Consider the following 20567-nt stretch of genomic DNA (forward strand, 5'->3'; position numbering starts at 1 on the left):
TTCCGCGCATTGGATGCGCCGGTGCACGCGCCGAGCGGCTTGCACAGCCTCCATATTCTGTGGGTCACGTTTGTATTTCATGTCCCACAAACCGGTGACACGCGATACCGGGAAGCGACCGCATTACCATTGTGGTTCTGGCTCGTCAAGATCGGCTTCACCATCGGCGCCCGCCCCGCCGGCCATCACGGCTGCCGCGACGGCCCGCAGGTCGGCCGCCACGGGGATCGCGCCTCCGCCCGCCGCGGAAGGGGCGGTCTTGAGACCGCTTCCGGTGTTGAGCAGGACGACCCGGTCCGTGCTCCCGAGTTCCCCCCGCGCCACGAGGGCGGGCAGCGCGGCCGCCCCGGCCGCACTGGCCGGCTCGGCGTACACGCCGCTCTCCGCCGCGAGCCAGTCGATCGCGGCGAAGATCTCCTCGTCCTCCACCGCGACCATGACTCCCGCGGTGTCCCGCACCGCCGCCAGCGCCCGGAACCCGTCCTGCGGCTCCCCGACGTTGATGCTCTCGGCGCGCGTGCGGGCCGGAGCCGGGCCGGCGTCCGCGGCGCCCTCCGTCCAGGCGCGGTGCACCGCCGCCGCGGCCGCGGCCTGCACCCCGATCAGGCGCGGCATGCGATCGATCCAGCCCATCGCCCGGGCGTCGCACAGCCCCCGGTGGACGCCGGCCAGGATGTTCCCGTCCCCCACGGGCACCACCACCGCGTCCGGCGCGGACCAGCCGAGCTGCTCGACGATCTCCAGGGCGACGGTCTTCTTGCCCTCGGCGGTGCACGGGTTGTACGCGGTGTTGCGGCAGTACCAGCCCCATCGCCGGCACGCCGCCGTGCTCAGCCGGACGGCGGCGTCGTAGTCGCCGTCGACCACCAGCACGCGCGCCCCGTACCGGCTGATCTGGGTGAGCTTCGCCGGCGGCGTGCCGCGGGGGACGAAGACCACGCACCGCAGTCCGACCGCCGCGGCCGCGCCGGCGAGCGCCGCACCCGCGTTGCCCGAGGAGGCCGTGGCGATCACGTCCCGGCCGCGGTCGAGCGCGTCGGCGACCGCGAGGACGCTGGCCCGGTCCTTGAGGGCTCCCGACGGGTTGCCGGCCTCATCCTTGATCCACAGCCGGCCCAGCCCGAGCCGGCGGGCGAGCCGGTCGGCCCGGTGCAGCGGGGTCCAGCCGGCCACGTACCCGGACCTGACCCGGCGGGCCCCGCCCCCGCCCGCGGCGACGGGCAGCAGGCGGGCGTACCGCCAGAGGGAATGCTCGCCGGTGAGCAGCACCTCGCCGGGCGATCGGCCCGCGCCGACCCGCTCGTAGTCGATGGCCAGGGTCAGCCTGCCGGACCACCGGCACCGGGTGCAGGCGTAGCGCAGCTCGCCGACCGGCGAGAGGGCGGCACATCGCGAGCACTGCCAGCGCATGTGGTCCATGCCGACGGCGTCGGCCACCGGTACCGGCGGCGCCACGGCCGATTCCTCAGCCTTGTCGCACGATGTCGGCGTCGACGTCCGCATCGTCCGGAGGGGCACCGGTGAAGAAGCCGGCCAGCCGGTCGATGCCCTCCTCGTAGCGGGCGGAGGTGTAGGAGAGCCGCAGCGTGTCCGGCAACCCGAAGTCCGAGCCGGGCACGGTCGCCACCCGCGTCGCCCGCATGATGCGCTCGGCCAGGGCGAGCGAACCGGGGATGTCGTGCCGGCGCAGGTACTCGGCGCAGTCGAGCGTCAGGTAGAAGCTGCCCCGGGCAGGCACGGCCCGCACCGCGGAGACCTCGCCGAACCGTTCGAGCGTGTAGTCGCGCCGGGCGCCGTAGCGACCGGTCAGCTCCCGGACCCCCTCCTGGTGGTCGAGCGCCGCGATGGCGCCGAACTGCGGCACCGGATCGGTGGTGAGAAGGGTGTGGTGCTGGATGACGGTGAGCGGGTGCACCAGCTCGTCCGGGACGATGGCGTAGCCGACCCGCCGCGCGTACATCCGGTGGGCCTTGGAGAAGGCGTTCGTCACCACCAGCGGACTGGTCATCTCGCCGGCCAGGGTGACGGCCGAATACGGCTCGTCGTCGAAGTGAACGTTATTGTAGATTTCGTCGGCGATCACCACGGCGCGGCCGCCGACGATCTCGTCGATCCGCCGGAAAGTGGCGGGATCGATGACATTCCCCAGCGGGTTTCCGGGGGAATTGACCACGACGATACGGGTGCGTTCACTCATCGCTTCGGCCAGCGAGTCCAGGTCCACCTGGAGCGTGTCGAGGTCGATGCGGTAGTGCCGCACCCGAGCGCCGGCGAGGCGCGCGGTGAACGGATAGAGCGGGTAGTAGGGCAGGGGCACGACCACCTCGTCGCCCGGGCCGGCGAGAAGCTGGGTGAGGTTCCGGAAGGCCATGCTGGTGCCCACGCTGACGACGAACCGTTCGGCCGGCACCTCGACGCCGTAGCGGCTCCGGTACTCGGCGGACAGCCGGTGGCGCAGCTGCGGCAGGCCGCCCGGGAAGACCAGGCTCGCCTTCGCGTAGTCCTCCGCCGCGTCCAGCATGGCCGCGATGATGGGCTCCTCCGGCGGCAGTTCGGACTTGCCGAGCGTGAGCCGGACGACGTCGTCGTAGCGCTGCTCGTAGTCACCGGCCATCTCGTCGAGGACGAACATGAGGAACCGTTCGTCCTCGAAGGAGATCGCCGGACGCAGCCGGCCTCCCGCGAGCGTGTGCGGCCGGGCGTCCTGCTGAACGGTCATGATGCCTCCTGAGACCGGCTGATGGGGTGGTCCGGGCTGATCACGATGGGGCTCGGCGTCGCTCGGGTCGGGCGGCCTCCGCCAGCCGGGCGACCGTCGGCCGGCCCAGGACCTCGGCGGCCGAGACGGCGCCACCGGTCTCCCGGCCGGCCCGCCCGGCGAGCCGCAGGGCCTGCAGGGGGCGGGCTCCCAGCCAGGCCAGGTCGTCGGACCTTCCCACCGCGTCCACGCCGAGCACCTCGGCGAAGCCGGACGCGAGCCGTTCCTCGACGGGGCCGGCCGGCGGCCGGTACCTCTCGCCGGCGCCGGCGATGCCGACGCTCCGGAGCCGCCGCCGGTCGAGCTTTCCGTTGGGCAGCAGCGGGGGTTCCGCCAGCGCGATGAAGGTGGTGGGCACCATCGCCTCGGGAACCCGTCCGCGCAGGTGGTCCCGGAGGTCGGCGACCGCGTCCTCGTCCTGGGACGGTGGACCGCCGGCCCAGGACACGAACGCGGTCAGCGTCATGCCGTCCGACGCCTCCCCGGCCCCGTCCCGGTGGGGGACGACGGCGGCGTGCCGTACTCGCGGATGGTCGGCCAGCGCCGCCTCCACCTCGCCCGGCTCGGTCCGCACACCGCGGACCTTGACCTGGTCGTCGGTGCGGTGGAGGAACTCCAGCTCCCCACCGGGCAGTCGCCGGGCGCGGTCCCCGGTGCGGTACAGCCGATCACCGGGCCGGCCGGACAGGTGGTCCGGCACGAACCGTTCGGCGGTCTCGCCCGCGCGGCCGCGGTAGCCCCACGCCAGCTGGGCGCCGCCGATGAAGAGCTCGCCCGGGGTTCCGTCGGGGACCGGTTCGCCCAGCTCGTCCAGCAGGTACAGCCGCACGCCCGTGACCGGGCGCCCGATCGGCACGGTCGTCCCCGGCGCCCCGGCCTCCGCCCGCCACCAGGTGGCATCGACGCAGGTCTCCGTCGGGCCGTAGAGGTTCAGCAGCGCGGCCTCGGTACGGCCCAGCACCGCGTCGGCCAGGCGCTGCGGCAGCGCCTCACCGCCGCAGCACAACAGCCGCAGGTCCGGGCACCGGGTGAGCGCGGCACCCTCGGCCAGCACGGCGAGCAGGCTCGGCACCACTTGTAGGACGGTGACGGCATGCTCCGCGAGGACCGTTTCCAGGGCCGCGATGTCGCGGTCGGCCCCCAAGGGGACAGTGACGACGGCCGCCCCGCAGGTCAGCGGGGCGAAGAGCTCCCACAGCGCGGCGTCGAAGGCGACCGGCGTCCGCTGCGCCACCCGGTCTCCGGGCCGCAGCCCGAAGGCCTCCACCGCCCACCGCACCTGCTCCACCACGGCGCGGTGCGGCATCACCACGCCCTTGGGACGGCCGGTGGAGCCGGAGGTGTAGAGCACGTAGGCGGGGGACTCGGCCGGCGACCGGTCCAGCGGGGACCCCGGCCCCCCGGGGGCGCCGTCCCCACGGTCAAGGAGCTCCCACCGGTCAAGGAGCATCGCGGGCCCGGCGAAGTCGAGCCGGTCCGCCACGTCCGAGCGGGTCAGCAGCAGGTCGGCGCCGGCGTCGCCGAGCGCGAACTCGCAGCGGCGCCGCGGATACCGGACGTCCAGGGGGAGGAACGCGCAGCCCGCGGCCAGCACCGCGACCAGCGCGACGACCAGGTCGGCCCCGGGTGGCACGTGCACTCCGACCAGGCCCTGCGGCGCGACGCCGGCCGTTCGGATCCGGTCGGCCAGCACGGTGGCCCGTTCGTACAGCGCGGCGTAGCCGATCACGGTGTCGCCGTCGATGACCGCGGGCGCGTCCGGGGTCCGGGCCGCCTGCCGGGCGATGAGTCCGTGCAGCGTGACCGGGTCCTCGGCGGCCGCGGACGAGGGAGGCGCCGCCTCGGCGGGCCGGATGGACACCGGACCGGCGGGCACGGAACCGAGCAGCGGGGCACTGGACCGGGGATCGCGTTCCGCGTCGGCGGTGATCTCGGTCAGCGCCCGCAGGTAGTAGCCGAGGATCTCGCCGGGGTCGCCGCCGTGCCGGAACAGCCGCAGGGTCACGCCGCCGGCGTCGGCGGCGTCCTCCACGGTGAGGGTCAGGGGCGCGACGGGAGAGTCGGTGATGGTCCGCTCGACCGGGCCCAGCGACCCGGCGGACGGTCGAGCGGTGGGCGGCATCTCGCAGTACTCGAACAGGGCGCCCGGGACCGAGCCCGTCTCGACGAGTTCGGCCACCGGGAAGAGCCGGTAAGGCCGGTGGGCCGCCAATGCCGCGTCCGTCCGTTCCACGAGCGAGGCCCAGGTCGGGACGTCGCAGGACATCGAGATCGGGAGCAGGGAGCGGAAGTCCCCCAGAGCCTCTTCGCCGACGCCCGCGGGCCCGCGCACGTCATCGAGCAGCCATGCCCCGGCCGTGCCGGTGCCGGAGATCAGGGCGAGCACGCGCAGGTACGCGGCCAGCAGCACCGCGTCCTGGGTGGTGCCCAGCATCAGGGCGGTGTGCCGCAGACCCGAGACCAGATCGGAGGGCAGGGCCGCCACCACGGGAGCGCCGCGCGCGACCGTCACGTCAAGTGTTCGCCAGGCCAGGCCGTCCGGGGCCTGCTCCAGCGTTCGCTGCCAGTACTCGGTCGCCTCGCCGGTGACGGCGCCCCACTCCGCTGCGATCATGTCGCGCATCCCGGTCACCGGCGGCGCGTCCTCGGATCGCCGGCCGTGGAGCTCTTCCCCGTAACCGCGAAGCAGGTCGGTGGTGAGCAGCGCACCGCTGCGCCTGTCGAGCAGTGGCCCGGCGAGCCGGAGCGAGACCGCCACCCGGCCGCCGGACGATCGCCGGACGGTGCAGGACGAGGAAGCGGGCATGCCGAGCGGGTCGGTCGGCACTTCGGCGGCCTCGCCGCCTTCGGCGGGCGTCCAGAGCAGGTCGGTGAGGGCGAGCTCGTCCGAGGCGCTGGCCGGGGCTGGACGCACCAGGTGCACCGGTCCTCCGGACGGTGGCAGGTCGACCGTGCTGCGCAGCACGGGATGGCGCCTGACCAGGCCCGCGAGCGCGCGGACGAGCGCGGGCAGGTCGCACGGACCGTCGAACGCGACGCTCACTTCGCCGGCCCGGCCGGGATCGGCCAGCAGCGCCGCCTGCTGCCAGGCGGTGAGCGGAAAGACGTCCTCGACCCGGTTCGGTCCCGCGCCGGTCGCGTCGCGGTCGGTCAGCGGCCCCTGCGTCATCATCACGGTCCTCCTTCGGCTCGCCGCACCCTCAGCCCTGGCCCTGCAGGGCTCGCAGCCGGCTCAAGCTCGAGGTGTCCAAGGCCTGCCGCACCTGTGCGGGCACGTCCACCGCACCGTCCGCGGCGGCGAAGACCGGGCCGTCCGGCTCTGCCGCCAGGCGCCGCACCAGGTCCAGATACTCGTCGGCGAACTGGCGCACGTAGGCCGGTTCGAACAGATCGGCCGAGTAGTGGAACATGCAGTGGACGCCGTCCTGGTGTTCGTAGAGTTCGGCGACCATGTCGAAGCGGGCCACTTCGTGATCGGTCTCGAACAGGGTGGCCTCCACCTCCCCGAACCGCAGCGGCGCGAACGGCGCGTTCTGGAAGTTGAACGCCACCTGCACCAGCGGGAGGCGGTCCGTGGCGCGATCCGGACCGAGCTCCCCGACCAGCCGCTCGAACGGCAGGTCCTCATGGGCGAGAGCGCCGAGGTGCACCCGCCGGACATGGTGCACGAGCCCGCGGAACGTCGGTTCTCCGGAAAGGTCGAGACGTTCCGGGAGGGTGTTGACGAAGAACCCGACGAGGTTCTCCAGATCCGGATGCGAGCGGCCCGCCACCGGCACCCCGATGACGAAGTCGCGCCGGCCCGCGCGGCGGGCGACCAGGACGGCGAACGCCGCGAACAGGACCATGAACAGCGTGCCGCCCTCCTGGCGGGCCAGCTCGCGCACGGTCCGGAGGACGTCGGGCGTGAGGTCGACATCGAAGCGGCCGCCCTTGTAGGAGCGTTCCGCCGGACGCGGCCGGCCGGGCTGGAGTTCGAGCATCTCCGGCGCGTCCCTCAACGCCTCGGTCCAGTACCCCAGGAGTTCGTCGAGGGGCTCGCCGGTGAGCCGCCCGCGCTGCCACGTGGCGAAGTCGGCGTACTGCGCCGTCAGCGGCGGGAGCGCGGCCGCACGCCCGCTGGCGCATGCCTGGTAGAGCTCGCCCAGATCGCGGAAGAGCACGCCGGTCGACCAGCCGTCGATCGCCACGTGATGCAGGCAGATACCGATCACGTGGTCGTCCTCGGCCAGCCGGACGACCCGGACCTTGAACAGCGGGGCGGCCGACAGGTCGAAGCGCTGAGCGCTGTCCTCCTCCAGCATCGCGCGCGCTCCGCGCTCGGCCTCCGGCAGCGGAAACGACGAGAGGTCGCTGACGGCGAGCGGCGTCTCCACCGACCCGTGCACCACCTGGACCGGACGCCCGTCCATCTCGCCGAGACACGTCCGCAGCACCTCGTGCCGCTCCATGAGGGCGGTGAGCGCGGCCCGGAACGCCGGCACGTCCACCGGCCCGCGCAGCCGGCAGGGCAGCAGGATGTTGTCGTGGCGCGCCGCCCCGCCGAGCCGGTCCAGGATCCACAGGCGCTCCTGGGCGAAGGACGCGGGAACCGGTCCCGTCCGCTCGCGCTTCGGGATCGCCCGCTCCGGCTCCAGCGTGTCCCCGGAGCGCAGCGCCGCCATCACGGCGCGGGCCGTGCCGATCACCGTGGGGTCGCCGAACAGGTCGTTGAGGGTGAAGTCCACGCCCAGGGCCGAGCGGATCCGCGACACCAGCTTGATCGCGAGGAGCGAGTGACCGCCGAGGTCGAAGAAGTCCTCGTCCAGGGCGGGGGCGCGGTCGAAGACCTGTGCCCAGATGCCCGTCAGGACCTCGGCCGTCACGGCGGTCGGCGACGCCACGGGCACGGCCTCCGGCGCGGCGTCCGCTTCCGGCGCCGGCAGAGCGGCAAGGTCCGGTTGCCCGTCCCGGGCCGTCGGCATGGCGGTGAGCGGTACGAACGTCGCCGGCACCAGCCGGGCCGGCAGCCGGAGCGCGAGGAACGCCGCCAGCTCCGAGGCGTCCGGCATGCCGTGCGCGGAGTCGCCGGCCGGCACGACATACGCGGTGAGCCGTTGTTCGCCGGAGGGCCCTGCCGCAACGGTCACCGCCGCGTCCCGCACGCCCGGATGCCCGGCCAGCGCCGCCTCCACCGCCCAATGCCGGGCGCTCGACTTCGGCGCGGGCACGGGGGTGTCGGCGTCGGCCGCGGACGGCAGCACCCGCGGATGGCCGCGGCGGCGCGCCACGACCGGCGCCGCGACGAGTTCCCCCGTCCCGGCGTGCCAGAACGAACTCTGCGGCACCGGATGGGGGAACCGGTACTCCTCCACGAGATCCACGCCCGTCACTTGGGTGAGCTCAAGCCGCGACGCCGTCGGCAGCGGGCCCGGCACGAAGACGAGGCGCAGGGAACGGCACCGTCCGAGAACTGGTGCCACGGCGGGTGAGCCTGGGACGACGGCCACGGTGACCTCGTTCTCGACGAGGCTCTCTTCGAGCACGGCCGGGGACGCCCCGGCGGACGGCCGGGCCGCGGGCGGCGCGAGAACCAGCGCCGCGCCTGAGGCCATCGCCCAGAAGATGTCGCGCACCGACTCCGCCGAACCGGGCGGGCGCAGGTGCGCGACGCGATCGCCGGCGGACAGCGGGAAGTGTTCGCCCATCCAGTGCAGCAGCTCTGCCAGCGCGTCGTACCTGATCGAGGTGGTCGCCGACTCCTGCGCGTCATGCTCTGACACCGCCCAGCGCGTCCCGGAGGGGGCGTCCGAACCGTCCTCCGCAGGGGTGCTACGGGAATCGGACTCCGCGCCCGGCTGCCCGGCGCGAGGCTCGGCGCCCAGACGCAGGAGGTGCAGACCGTCGCCCACCGTCAGCCGGTCGGTCGCGGCCAGCCGGTCCGCGAGGGAGCCGTCGCAGAGCGCCACCGCGGCACCGGTCGCGGCCATCGCGGCACTGATCCGCTCGTCGCCGTCACCCGGGTCCAGCGGAAGGATCGTGCCGCCGGCCTTGACCACGGCCAGCAGACTCACCGGCAGCGCCGGGGACGGGCTCAGCGCGACGGCGACGGTGCCGGCCCCGGAGCGGCGCAGCTCACCGGCGACGCGTTCGGCTCGGCGCTCCAGTTCCCCGTACGTCAGCGTGAGATCGCCGTAGACGACCGCCGGCGCATCCGGAGTGCGCAGGCACTGGCCGGTCAGTCGGTCGGGAGACCAGCCAGACGCCGCGACGGTGCCCGCGTCGTCCGCCGCTGGCCGCCCGTCGGGTTCCGGCCATCCCGGCAGCTCGCCGACGCGGCGCTCTGGATCGGTGGCGGCGATGGTGAGGATCTCCACCACCAGGTCGCGGACGCGCTCGACCGTTCCCCGCCCGAAGCGCGCCGGATCGTAGCCGAGGACCATCCGCAGCCGCCGCTGGTCGGGCACGGCCGTCAGGTGCAGGGGGTAGTGCGGCTGCTGGATGACCCGCAGGTCGGCGACCTTGACCGTCCCCCCATCGGTCCAGCTCGGCCGCACCGGATAGTTGATGTAGACGACCAGGCTCTCGAACAGCGCGCTGCCGCGCGGTACCTCGCTCCACCGCTGGACGTGCGCCAGCGGGCTGTAGTCGTACTCGCGGCCGTCGGCCAGCTGCGCCTGGAGCCCGGTCAGCCAGTCGGCGAGCGAGACGTCTCCCGCGACCCGGGCCCGGACCGGAAGGACGTTGATGAACAACCCGACCATGTCGTCCACACCGGCGAACTCGGGTGGACGGCCGGAGACCACCGAGCCGAAGACGACGTCCTCCCGCCGGCTGTACCGGCTGAGCGTCAACGCCCACGCCGCCTGCACCACGGTGCCCAGCGTCAGCCGCCGGGTCCGGGCCAGAGCCTCCAGCCCCGCGAACACCTCCGTGGGCACGGTCGCGTGGACCTCGTCGAACTCCGGCCCGTTCCCGTCCGGGGGGTCGACGGCCCCTTCGCCGATCGGAGTGGGCGAGGTGATTCCGGCGAGGCGGTCGCGCCAGAAGCGCTCGGCCTTCCCGAGGTCCTGCCGCTGGGTCCATGCGACGTACTCCCAGAACGGTCGCGGGATCCGCCGGTCGGGCATCCGCCCGGCGGCGAGTTCCCGGTACCAGCCGAACACGTCGTCGAGGACGAGATAGGTCGACCATCCGTCGAGCAGGAGATGGTGATAGGACCAGATCAGCCACCACGCGTCATCGGCGACCCGGATCACGGCCAGGCGCATCAGCGGAGCCCGCCCGAGTTCGAACGGGCGGGTCCGGTCCTCGGCGAGCATGGCCTCCAGCCGCTGCTCGATCTCCTCGGCGGGCGTGCCCCGCCAGTCCGACTCCCGCCACTCGGGATCCGCGTCACGGCTCACCACCTGCACCGGCAGGTCCAGCCGCTCGTAGTGGAACGAGGTGCGCAGGATCGGGTGCCTGCGGAGGACGGCGCGCCAGGACTCCCGCAGAAGCGACGGGCTGAGGGCGCCCTCCAGCCGGAGGCAGAGCTGATAGATCGTCTCGCCGGAGTCCTGCTTGCGCAGCGCCTCGAAGAACATCCCGTCCTGCAACGGCGTCAGCCGGCAGATCCGTTCGATTTGGTCGGGGCGCATCTGTAACCACCTTCGAGGGACTGTGAAGCCAAGTGGCGATCGACCGGTACGTAGGCCCGCGGGCCGCCGGACTCAGCCGGCGACCGGTTCGGGCGCGGGTTCCACCGTGGGCCGGCAGTCGGCCAGGCTGACCTGCTCGCCCATCGCGACGAGGATCTTCCGGTCGCCGCGGAAGGCCTCACGGCCATGGCAGGACAGGATGTTGTCGACCAGCAGCAGATCGCCCGCCCGCCACGGCTCCCGGCGCTGGGCGCCGTCGTAGGCGGCGTTCAGCGCGGCGACGTCCTCGGCGTCGATGGGACTGCCGTCCCCGTAGAACGTGTCGAAGGGAAGCCCGTCCGGTCCGTAGCTGCTCAGGAGCACGTCCCGGACGTCGGGGTCGAGCGAGTGCCGGCTCCAGAAGGCGATGTGGTTGAACCACACCTCCTCGCCCGTCACCGGATGGTGGATCGTCGTCGCCCGCCGCTGCGTCGTCGCCAGACCGTCGTCGGGCAGCCATCTGATCCCGATGGAGCTGCGACGGCAGTAGTCCTCCACCGCGGCGCGGTCGGACGTTCCGAAGGCGGTCGGCCATGGCAGGGAGACGTGCTCGCGGTAGTTGCGCGCCAGAACCCACCCCAGCCGCCGGAAGCGGTCGGCCAGCTCCGCCGGGATCCTCGCGAGCACCTCCCGGGTGTCGGCCACGGTGGTGGCCCCGCCCTCCTCCGGTGCCACCAGGCAGCCGAAGAGCAGGACCCCGGGGAAGTCCAGGGTGTAGCTGTTCTCGTTGTGCAGCCGGATCACCTGCGCGCTGGGCAGGTCGGTGGACGACAGCACCCCCTCCCCGTAGTCGCTGCGCGGCGTCGCCTTCTCCCGGTAGCTCACCCTCTGGTCGAGCAGGACGTCGCGCGCCCCGGCGAAGTCGTGCACACTCGCGATGGGCAGGCCCCGGACCAGCAGGCATCCGTACCGGGCCAGCGCCGCACGGAACGCGCCGCGTCGCTCGGTCAGCCATGCGCGGGCGTCCTCCATGGACGCGGTCCCGTCCGCCCGCGCGATCGGCGGCCCGGACTCGCCGACCGACAGGCCCAGTTCGGCGATGGCCCGGTCGTTCACCGTCACGTCCATCAGTCCTCCCCCGGTCCGAACGCCGCCGGACCGATCGGCCCCGACGGCGAGCAGTCCGCCATCCGCCGCGGCTCCCCCATGGCGACCAGGACCCGGCGGTCCCCGGTGAACGGTTCACGCCCGTGGCTGCACAGGAGGTTGTCCACCAGCACCAGATCGCCCCGCCGCCAGCTCTCGCGGACCATCACCTCGTCGAAGGCCCGGTTGATGACGGCCACGTCCGCGGGGTCGATCGGCGAACCGTCGCCGTAGTAGGTGTTCTGCGGCAGCCCGTCCGCGCCGCACGCGGCCACCAGGATCTCCCTGGTCTCGGGATCGTGGGTCCACTCGTTGAACACCGCGACGTGGTTGAACCAGCTCTCCTCACCCGTCACCGGATGGCGGAGCGTGGCCGAGCGGACCCCGCTCGTGCGCAGCCGGTCGCCCGGCAGCCACTCATGGCTCAGCTCGTTCTGGTCGCAGTACGACTCGACGGCCGCGCGGTCCGTGGTGCCGAAGGCCTGCTGCCACGGCATTCCCACGTGCTCCTGAAAATTCCGGACGATCATCCAGCCGCGACGCCTGAATCGTTCGACCAGATCTTCGGGCAGTGCGGCCAGCAGCCGGCGGGTATCGCCCAGAGTGGTGGCACCGCCCTGCTCGGGCGGAACCAGGCAGCAGAACAGCACGATTCCCGGGAACACGACGCTGTAGCTGTCCTCGCAGTGCAACCGGATTCGCTGCACCGGCGGCAGATCGGTCGCCGAGAAGATCCCGTTCCCGTATCCGGTTCGCGGGGTCGTCTCCTCCCTGGGCACTTCCAGGTGGTCTTCGAGGAGCACATCCCGCGCCGCGGCGAAATCCTCAGGCGACTCGATCGGCAGCCCGCGGATCATCAGGCTTCCATGGCGGCGCAACTCGGCCAGGATCTCCGCCCGGTTGTCCGCCAACCAGGTCGCCGCCGAAGCCGCGTCGGCGACGCCGTCCACCGGCACCAGGCGCGGCTTCCCGCCGGCCGCCGCGTCCGCGCCGGTGGACGGCACCCGTCCGGCGTGACTGGCCATCGGTCACCCTCCGATCGTCCCGGTCGACGCGACGGCCCGCTTCTCCGCCACGAACCGGGTGATGGCCTCGACGCTCTGGAAGTTCGCGATGTCCAGATCGTCGCCGGCGACCGCGATATCGAAGGTGCGCTCGACCCAGGTGAGGATCTGCACCGCGAACAAAGAGCTGACGTAGCCGGTGGCGAAGATGTCGACATCGTCGGCGATCGACGCTCCCCCGGTGTGCCGGGACACGAATTCCCGCACCGTGGCGAGCACCCGCTCGTCGTCGGGTCCCCGCAGGTCCCCGCCGAGTTCACCGTCCATGTGTCCCTGTCCTCCTCCACGTTGGTACGAGCCGGCGTCAGTCGTGGTCATAGACGTGGAAACCCCGTCCGGTCTTCCGCCCGAGCAGACCGGCGTCCACATACCTGCGCAGCAGCGGGCACGGCCGGTACTTCGGGTCCTTGAACTCGTCCAGCAAGACCTCGAGCGAATAGAGGACGGTGTCGAGGCCGATGAGGTCGGCGGTCTCCATGGGCCCCATCCGGTGCCCGAAGCATTTCTTGAAGAGCCGGTCGATGTCCGTCGGCGAGGACACCTGCTCGTGCAGCAGGAAGATCGCCTCGTTGATCGTGAGCATGAGCACGCGGTTGGTCACGAAACCCGAGGAGTCGCCCACGAGGATGGTGTCCTTGCCGATGCCGGCCAGCAGCCGCCGGGACGACTCGAGGGTCGCGTCGCTCGTGTGGAAGCCCCGGATGATCTCCACGAGGGGCATGACCGGCACCGGGTTCATGAAATGGTTGCCGATCACCTTGTCCGGTCTGCTCGTGCGACCCGCGAGCCTGGTGATGGGAATCGCCGAGGTGTTGACCGCGAGGACGCACTCCGGCGCGCAGACGCGGTCCAGATCGCGGTAGAGGTCCTTCTTGACGTCCCACTTCTCGGTCACGTTCTCCACCACGTAGCCGACGTCGCGAAGGTCCCCCAGCTCGGTGGACGGCGTGATCAGGGCGAGGATCTCGTCGGCCGTGCGCGTCGGGGCGCGGCCTACCACCACGGGCAGCAGCCGGGCGTTCCCCGCGATCGTCTCCCTCGCGGTCTTCAGCGCCTCCTCGGAGGTGTCGACCAGGACGACGGGGTACCCCGCCTCGGCGAAGGCATGGGCGACCCCGGTGCCGATGGTGCCGGCTCCGACGACTCCGACCGCGTTGATCATCGATCGACTCCCCTGTCGCGCGGGCGGCCGCGTTCGCCGCCGAGGAACTCTTCCGGCCAGCCGCTCTCGTCGAGCCCGTGCTGGCAGACGAAGGCGTAGGCCAGCCGCTCCAGCCCGAACCCCACGCACCCGGTCCAGATCGGCCCGCGGTCGCCGCCGGTGATGTCGAACGCCGTTCCGAAGTGCTGCTCGTGGAAGTTGAACGAGCCGACGGCGACCGTGGCGTCCGGGGCGATGTCCAGCCGCAGCTCGTACTTCAGTTCGAGCAGCCGCTGCGCGGAGACTCGCTCCGCGCCGTCCGCGGCGCAGAAGAACGGGTCCGTGGCCACCTCGCAGCGTCCGGAGAGGCCGAACCGCTCCACCAGCTCGACGGCCCGTCGCAGGAAGCGTTGCCGGCCGTCCAGGACCCGGTCACGCTCCCCCATGAACACGATCTCCCGGATCGTGAAGTCCCACAGCCGCTCCAGCGAGGCGTGGTAGCGGCCCTCGTACCGGAACGACTTTCCGCGGGCGGTGACCACCGTGGACGGCGACGGCAGCCGCTTCCCCGCGTACTGGTGGAAGGTGTGGTAGCACATGGTCGGCGGCAGGCAGTAGTCGGCGTTGCGGCAGTGGGCGAGCATCGCCTCGCCGACGTCTCCATCGCCTTCGTCCCGCTCGGTGAACTTCCGGTAGACGTCCAGGTCGCCCCGCAGCCGGGTGGCGAGCATGACGTGCTGGGGGAACGCGGAGAAGTACCCGCTGCGCTGCAAGGCCCCGGTGGGAACGAGCGTGGGATAGCGGAACTCGGTGGCGCCGAGCTCGGCGACGGCGATCTCCCGCAGCATGCCGTCGAACCGGTCCATGATCGTCAGGATGGGCTCGCCGACCGCGACCTGGCCCTCGCCCGCCTCGAAGGCCGCGCCCCGGTCCGCCAGCGCCTCGAAGACGCCGGGCCACGTGTCCGCCGTGCGCGCCGAGCGCCAGATCACCTTGGGGGGACGGGTCAGCTGGCCGAGGACGTCCGCGCCGACCATGTGCCGGAGCTTGCGGGCGAGCTCGGCGGTCGGCTCGGCCGCGCCGGTCCGCAGCGCCACCGCGTACACGGCGTCGTCCGTACCGCGCAGCAGCCGGAAGCTCGCGATGCTCTCGGAGACGAAGAAGATCCGTCTGGCCAGCTCGGCGGCGAGTCCGGCGGGGACCGGACGCGGCAGCCGGATCGTGTGCTCCGTCGTGCTCGCTCCGGGCCGCCCGTGCGTGCTCGGCCGCGCGCTCATGGCGCACCCGGCAGGCCGAGCAGGCTCGCGATGATCGACCGCTGGATCTGCGACGTACCGCCGTAGATCGTGCCGGCGAGCGCGTCGCGCACCTCCCGTTCGATCCCGCCCTCGGTGAGGTAGCCACGCGCGCCATGGAGCTGGACCGCCTCCAGGGCGGTTTCGAGCAGGCCCTCGCTGACGACGAGCTTGAGGATCGACGACTCCAGCATGGCCAGCCGCCCCTCCCGCTTCAGCCAGCCGAACTTGTACAGCGTCAACTGCGCGAGTTCGAGGCGTATTCGCATGTCGGCCAGCGTGTGGGACACGGCCTGGAATGACCCGATCGGCCGGTCGAACTGCTCACGTTTCGCGGCGTGCTCGACACATGTCTCCAGCAGCCGCCGCATTGTCCCGACGCCGCTGGCGAAGAGGAAACCGCGTTCCCACTCGATCGTCGACGTGAATATCTGGTACCCGGCGCCCTCCCGGCCCAGCAGTTGATCCGCGTCGAGCCGGACGTCCGAGAATTGGATCTCCCCCATGGGGGCACCGCGCAGACCGGCCTTTTCCAGCTCGCGCGTGACCCGCACTCCGGGCGCGTCGGCGGGCACCAGGAACGCCGACAGCGCGCGCTCGGGGCCCTCCGATTCACTGGTCCTCGCGAACGTGACGAAGAGGTCCGCACACGAGCCGTTGCTGATGAAGGTCTTGGTCCCGTTCAGCACCCAGCCCGAGCCGTCCCGGTGCGCCGTGGCGGCCAGCGCCAGCATGTCCGAACCCGCCTGCGGCTCGGTCAGGGCGTGCGCGCCGACGACCGCTCCCCTGCACAGTTCCGGCAGCCAGCGGGCCTTCTGCCGCTCGGTGCCGTGCTTGACCAGGTAGATCGCGCAGGCCCAGACATGATTGTTGATCGCGAAGAGCAGGCCGTTGTTCGAGCATCCGTAGCCGAGCGCCTCGAAGGCCAGCGCCGAGGTGAGCGGATCGAACCCGGAACCGCCGTGCTCGCGGGGCACCGGCCAGCCCAGTGCCCCGAACTCGGCGGCCTTCCGCCAGCCTTCGGTGTCGAGGCTCCCCGACCTGTCGGATTCGTCGGTGCGTCCGCCCAACTCCTGGCGTGCAAAACGAACTGTTTCTGCGCACAGCTCTCGCTGTCTCGGGCTTATCGCGAAATCCACGCAGTACCTCCTGAGGGCATGGGCGGCGATCGGCACATGGCGAACGATGCCGCGCATGTGCCGCCGGGCGACCCACATGCAGAGCATGTCCGTCACCGCGTCCCAAGGCATGTCACGCAAACGCGGGACTTGCCCGCCCGCCACGCCTGAGGCATCTGTTGAAGCGGCCGTAGGCGTGTACTCCAGAACTGATGAGCGCCTTCACTAAGGAGAAAACGTGCTGTTGCGGATGGCTACCCCGGCAGATCTCGGCGGGCTGCTGGACATATACGACAGCACCCTGAGATGGCTGGCCGGGCGCGGCATCGACCAATGGCAGGAGCCCCGCCTGGAACCCGAGATGATGAAGGCGGCCATCCTGGCGTCCATCCACCACCGGCAGACCTGGTGCGCGATCGACGAACGCGGGCGACCGGCCGGCCTGGTGACGATCAAGCCGCACACGCAGCCCGGCCTCTGGCTGCCGGAGGAGGAGGCCGAACCCCATCGATACATTTACCTGTCGCTTGTATCCCGGGAGCACGCCGGCACCGGGCTCGGAGCCGACCTGGTGGACTGGGCCGCCTCCCGGGCCGCCAGGGAGGGAGCGCACTGGATCCGCGGTGACGCGTGGACCGGCAACACGCCCCTGACGGACTACTACCTGCGGCAGGGATGGGAACTGGTGCGGGTCGTCCACCGGCCGGACCAGCCGTCGGGTGTGCTGCTCCAGCGGCGCGCCGATGTCCGCGAGACCCCGCGCCTGGTCGAGGTGACCGAGACGTGAGCGAGGGCGGGAGTGCGGCGCGGTCCGGGATGGCCGCCGGCATCGTTTCGGTGAACGGCTACGTCCCGCAGCGAATCGTGAACAACGACGAGATCGCGGCGTGGTCGGGAGCGGCGCCGGAGTGGATCGTGCGCAAGACCGGCATCCTCGAACGCCGTTACGCATCCGCCGGCACACCGACGTCGAGGTTGGCGGTCAACGCGGCACGCCCGCTTCTCGACGACGAGCGGACCAGGAGCGACATCGGCCTGGTCATCGTCGCCACTTCCACACCTGATCGGCCGCAACCGTCCACCGCCGTGCTGGTGCAGGAGGAACTCGGGCTGGCCTACGTTCCCGCGTTCGACGTCAACGCCGTCTGCTCGGGCTTCCTCTACGCGCTCACCATCGCCGAGGCGTTCGTCGCCGCCCGCCCCGGGCTCCGGCTGGCGCTGGTCATCGGCGCCGACAAGTATTCCGCGGTGGTGGACAGGACCGACCGGCGCACGGTCAGCCTCTTCGGTGACGGCGCCGGTGCGGCACTGGTCGGCAGGGTGCCGGACGGCTACGGCATGGGCGGATCATTCTTGCTGGCGGACGGGGCGGGAGCCGCGCACGTCCAGATCAGGGGCGGGGGCACCGACAGGCCGCTCACCCCTGATCGGCTGGCGGACGGGGAGCACCTCTTCAGGATGGACGGACGCGCCGTCCGCGAATGGGCGCTGGAGTTCGTACCGAAAGTGGTCCGCCGGACACTGGAGGAAGCCCGCGTCTCCTTGAGTGAAATCGACAGAGTCGTGTTCCACCAGGGGAACGTCCGCCTCGTCGAGGAGCTGGCCGCGGCGATGGGCCTCGATCGCGAGAAGCTCGCGCTCACGGCGCCGCGCTACGGCAACACCGCCGCCGCGTCCATACCGATCACGCTCGCGGCGGAACACGCCAGGCGGCCTCTGCGGCGGGGCGAGCGGGTGCTGCTCGCCTCCATCGGCGGGGGAATGACCGCCGGGTCCGTGGTCCTCACCTGGTACTGACCACGGTGGGCCCGCGGCCGCCCGGCCCGGAGAGAAGACCGTCTCGCCAACGCTCGAAGGGCGGAGAGAGATGACACCGTTTCCTACCGTGCCCGAGGCCGCCGACATCCGCATCCCCGTGCACCCGTCACTGATCGTCGAGGACCGCAGTGGCGACCGTTACGTCCTGGTCGCCTCCGTCTTCAAATTGGAACTGTCGCTCTGGGTGTACGAACTCCATCGTGACGACAAGCGCGTCGTTCACATGTCCAGCCTCGCCGGCTGGCGCATCACCGGCGAGGCCGGCGAAACCGTTAGTGACGAGGTTCCCCGAACCGGCTGATACCGGCACCGATGCCGCGGCTTCGCCAAGCCAGGGACGTCCATCGCGCAGCGAAGCGGTCATTTCGGGCCCGCTACAACTGATTTTTAGCGGCGACAGTATTTTGGACCGTTCTAATATCTTCTGAACAGGCGCGACCGGTCCATCGCACGGTCATGCCCTGCTCGCCGGACCGTCAAGGGACCACCCGGCCGCCAGTCGAGCATTTCGGCACGCGACCAGCCTCAGGACGACTCGGCCGACAATATAGGAACGATCCAAAATGGCGTCCATTCCCGCCGTTTCATGCTCTGTCATGCCCGTGAGCTGCGAAGACAAGAAACGGCGGACCGGCCTCGTGCACCGGGCGGGACGTCCAGTGAACGTTCCCTCCGCTAAGGCCGATCCGCCGCTCCTGTGCGCCCCTGCCGACGGGTGACTAGTCCGCCGCAATGAAGAGGGGCTTACACGCTTGACAGAATAGCACTTTCGACGAAGCGATCATCCTGTTAGCATCCGATTGAAACTCAAAGAAGAGCCCGTTACGGCTCTCTCAGCGAGTTGCACTGTCAGCTAGGTGCAACCAGGGAGAGCCGGGCGGACACCCGGGACTTCCTGGTGCACCGTGCACCGAAAGGGGAGTCCCCCAAATGGGCTTCACCAAAGAGAACGGAGCGGCCAAGCTGGGTGAACCCAGCGAAGCGGTTCCGCCGCAGGGAAAGCTCGCCGCCTTCCTGGTGGCAGCACTCGTGATCGGCGAGACCGGCGTCATCCTCCAGCTGTTCTTCAACGTGATCAAGGAGGAGGGGCCCATCATGACCTCCTTCCTGCAGACCGTTGTGGGCACTGCGCTGCTGTGGTGCGTCGTCCGGCCCAAGCTCAACGCCGGATGGCCGCTGTGGTGGCGGGCGCTCGCCGTCGGGGGATCCAGCGTGGTCAGCCTCGTCGCAGCGCGTGAGGCCATGACGCTCGTCCCCTACGGGACGATCACCTGCCTGGCGTTCGTGTTCGGTCCGATGTTCGCCATGACCTTCAGGATCGGCCGCGCCGCGAAGGCAAGGACGTTGAAGAGGAAGTGGACGATCGCGTCGCCGTTCCTGGCCGCGGCGTCCGTCTTCCTCCTCGTCGACGGACTCGGGTCCGGCGACCTCGTGGGCTTCGGCCTCATCGGGCTGGTGGCCCTCGCCTACCACGTCTACGCCACCACCACCTCCGGCCTCCAGCGGGAGGACGTGAACACGGTGGCGACCCTGGCGCGGCTGCCCACCGTGCTCCTCCTCACGGGGATGCTCTTCTCCGCGGAGGCGCCCAGTGCGCTGCTCCACGTCAGCGGCCAGGCGTGGTGGGTCTGCTCGGTCTCCGGCGCCGTCGGCGTCGTGGCCCTGCTGATGATCAACGCGGCGTGGAAGCGCGGCCTGACGGTCACGACCCACGCCGGCGTCATGCCCGTGGACAACGGGCTGGCGATGGTCGACGGCATGCTCGCCGGCCAATTCCCGTCCCTGGCCAACTGGTTCGGGGCCGGGCTGGTCGTCGCCGCGGAAGTGGGCGCCACGCGCGCCCGGATCCCGGACGGGGACAAGCCGTCGAAGTTCGCTGCGTTCCTCGACGGCCTTCCCGCCAGGATCGCCCGATGAACTGACGTGCGTCACGCACGTCCGGAGTGAGGAAAAGCCCCAAGAAGGCTGATCCAATACCCGTCGGTGGGGAGGAGCAATCCTCCCCACCGAACCCTTTTGTGCGGCACTTGTGGGGGGCCAGGAACGATCTGGGCGTCGACCCGGGACGACGACCGCGACCTGGGCTCTGCCGCCAGACCTCGCGGTCTTCCCCGAGCCGATCAGTTGAAGCAGTCCTGGTCCTTGAGGTTCAGCGCCATCATCGTGACGTGGCCGCGTTCCACTTCGAACTGGTACGACGCACGGTGGTCGCGGGGTGCGGTGACGCCCCAGAAGCCGTGGACGTCGCGCCGGACGCCGGGATAGGCGCGCTTGACCCCGGAGAGCGTGGAGCCGACGTGCACGCCGCGCGGAGTGCGGGTGCGGCGGGGCGGCTGGATCATCGCGACCCCGTACTTCTTGGAGATGTAGACCGACAGGTCGTCGCGGCCCGTGGGGTGGCCCTTCAGGTCGAAACCGTCGCACCACCGTCCGCTGAACTTGCGGACCAGCATCCCGGTGCGAAGAGCGGCCCGCTCGGAACTACCGATCCTCAGAGCACCGTAACCCTGGGAAGTGAGCTGGACGGTTTCGACGGCGGTGAAGGCAAGGCTGGAGGCGGCGGCCGCGCCGGCCAAAGCCATGGTGAAGACGCGCAAGTGCTCTCCCTTTTCCCGAGTGTTTCCAGTGG

At 71.3% G+C, this 20567-nt stretch carries 15 protein-coding genes; 4 read left to right on the top strand and 11 right to left on the bottom strand.

The genetic code is table 11. From position 1 onward, the window contains the following. Positions 1-123: 123 nt before the first annotated feature. The 10 genes from thrC to BJY14_RS02500 form a co-directional block, all read right to left on the bottom strand. Positions 124-1455: a threonine synthase gene (gene thrC, locus BJY14_RS02455; RefSeq protein ID WP_179842082.1), complete on the bottom strand. Its 1332-nt coding sequence runs from the start codon at positions 1453-1455 to the stop codon at positions 124-126. A gap of 10 nt (positions 1456-1465) precedes the next feature. Continuing rightward, a complete protein-coding gene (locus tag BJY14_RS02460) occupies positions 1466-2719 on the bottom strand; it encodes a pyridoxal phosphate-dependent aminotransferase (protein WP_179842083.1) in 1254 nt (417 codons plus the stop codon). Positions 2720-2759: 40 nt separating this feature from the next. Beyond that, entirely contained in the window at positions 2760-5930 is a 3171-nt protein-coding gene (locus tag BJY14_RS02465; protein WP_179842084.1) for a non-ribosomal peptide synthetase, read from the bottom strand. Positions 5931-5958: 28 nt separating this feature from the next. Beyond that, complete coding sequence (locus BJY14_RS02470; protein ID WP_179842085.1) at positions 5959-10377, bottom strand: condensation domain-containing protein; 4419 nt, start codon at positions 10375-10377, stop codon at positions 5959-5961. A gap of 72 nt (positions 10378-10449) precedes the next feature. Further along, complete coding sequence (locus BJY14_RS02475) at positions 10450-11484, bottom strand: TauD/TfdA family dioxygenase (RefSeq protein WP_246395763.1); 1035 nt, start codon at positions 11482-11484, stop codon at positions 10450-10452. Then, on the bottom strand, positions 11484-12527 hold the full coding sequence (locus BJY14_RS02480; RefSeq protein ID WP_179842086.1) for a TauD/TfdA family dioxygenase: 1044 nt from the start codon (positions 12525-12527) through the stop codon (positions 11484-11486). The genes BJY14_RS02475 and BJY14_RS02480 overlap by 1 nt, the downstream gene beginning before the upstream one ends. A gap of 3 nt (positions 12528-12530) precedes the next feature. Beyond that, on the bottom strand, positions 12531-12833 hold the full coding sequence (locus tag BJY14_RS02485; protein ID WP_179842087.1) for a phosphopantetheine-binding protein: 303 nt from the start codon (positions 12831-12833) through the stop codon (positions 12531-12533). Between the two features lie 37 nt (positions 12834-12870). Then, complete coding sequence (locus BJY14_RS02490) at positions 12871-13728, bottom strand: 3-hydroxyacyl-CoA dehydrogenase family protein (protein WP_179842088.1); 858 nt, start codon at positions 13726-13728, stop codon at positions 12871-12873. After that, the gene (locus BJY14_RS02495) at positions 13725-14984 is read right to left on the bottom strand and encodes a class-II aminoacyl-tRNA synthetase family protein (RefSeq protein WP_179842089.1); all 1260 of its coding nucleotides are present in this window, start codon (positions 14982-14984) and stop codon (positions 13725-13727) included. Before BJY14_RS02495 ends, BJY14_RS02490 begins: the two co-directional genes overlap by 4 nt. Continuing rightward, complete coding sequence (locus BJY14_RS02500; protein WP_246396441.1) at positions 14981-16228, bottom strand: acyl-CoA dehydrogenase family protein; 1248 nt, start codon at positions 16226-16228, stop codon at positions 14981-14983. Before BJY14_RS02500 ends, BJY14_RS02495 begins: the two co-directional genes overlap by 4 nt. Positions 16229-16358: 130 nt before the next feature. Between BJY14_RS02500 and BJY14_RS02505 the strand changes: the two genes are divergently transcribed. The 4 genes from BJY14_RS02505 to BJY14_RS02520 all read left to right on the top strand — a co-directional run bounded on the left by BJY14_RS02505 (position 16359) and on the right by BJY14_RS02520 (position 19855). After that, positions 16359-16907 (top strand): GNAT family N-acetyltransferase, encoded by a 549-nt coding sequence (locus BJY14_RS02505; RefSeq protein WP_179842090.1) that lies wholly within the window; start codon positions 16359-16361, stop codon positions 16905-16907. Then, complete coding sequence (locus BJY14_RS02510) at positions 16904-17917, top strand: 3-oxoacyl-ACP synthase III family protein (RefSeq protein WP_312878923.1); 1014 nt, start codon at positions 16904-16906, stop codon at positions 17915-17917. Before BJY14_RS02505 ends, BJY14_RS02510 begins: the two co-directional genes overlap by 4 nt. Before the next feature lie 88 nt (positions 17918-18005). Next, the gene (locus BJY14_RS02515; RefSeq protein WP_179842091.1) at positions 18006-18239 is read left to right on the top strand and encodes a hypothetical protein; all 234 of its coding nucleotides are present in this window, start codon (positions 18006-18008) and stop codon (positions 18237-18239) included. A 629-nt stretch (positions 18240-18868) separates the two neighbouring features. Beyond that, complete coding sequence (locus BJY14_RS02520) at positions 18869-19855, top strand: DMT family transporter (RefSeq protein ID WP_179842092.1); 987 nt, start codon at positions 18869-18871, stop codon at positions 19853-19855. A 203-nt stretch (positions 19856-20058) separates the two neighbouring features. Here BJY14_RS02520 and BJY14_RS02525 read toward each other — a convergent pair whose 3' ends face one another. Next, positions 20059-20535 (bottom strand): hypothetical protein, encoded by a 477-nt coding sequence (locus BJY14_RS02525; RefSeq protein ID WP_179842093.1) that lies wholly within the window; start codon positions 20533-20535, stop codon positions 20059-20061. Positions 20536-20567 lie beyond the last annotated feature (32 nt).

Origin of the sequence: Actinomadura luteofluorescens (assembly GCF_013409365.1) — a bacterium.
Lineage (GTDB): Bacteria > Actinomycetota > Actinomycetes > Streptosporangiales > Streptosporangiaceae > Spirillospora > Spirillospora luteofluorescens.

Coding starts and splice junctions, on each gene's coding strand:
- BJY14_RS02460 (WP_179842083.1), bottom strand. CDS start 2,719: ATGACCGTTCAGCAGGACGCCCGGCCGCACACGCTCGCGGGAGGCCGG.
- BJY14_RS02465 (WP_179842084.1), bottom strand. CDS start 5,930: ATGATGACGCAGGGGCCGCTGACCGACCGCGACGCGACCGGCGCGGGA.
- BJY14_RS02470 (WP_179842085.1), bottom strand. CDS start 10,377: ATGCGCCCCGACCAAATCGAACGGATCTGCCGGCTGACGCCGTTGCAG.
- BJY14_RS02475 (WP_246395763.1), bottom strand. CDS start 11,484: ATGGACGTGACGGTGAACGACCGGGCCATCGCCGAACTGGGCCTGTCG.
- BJY14_RS02480 (WP_179842086.1), bottom strand. CDS start 12,527: ATGGCCAGTCACGCCGGACGGGTGCCGTCCACCGGCGCGGACGCGGCG.
- BJY14_RS02485 (WP_179842087.1), bottom strand. CDS start 12,833: ATGGACGGTGAACTCGGCGGGGACCTGCGGGGACCCGACGACGAGCGG.
- BJY14_RS02490 (WP_179842088.1), bottom strand. CDS start 13,728: ATGATCAACGCGGTCGGAGTCGTCGGAGCCGGCACCATCGGCACCGGG.
- BJY14_RS02495 (WP_179842089.1), bottom strand. CDS start 14,984: ATGAGCGCGCGGCCGAGCACGCACGGGCGGCCCGGAGCGAGCACGACG.
- BJY14_RS02500 (WP_246396441.1), bottom strand. CDS start 16,228: ATGCTCTGCATGTGGGTCGCCCGGCGGCACATGCGCGGCATCGTTCGC.
- BJY14_RS02520 (WP_179842092.1), top strand. CDS start 18,869: ATGGGCTTCACCAAAGAGAACGGAGCGGCCAAGCTGGGTGAACCCAGC.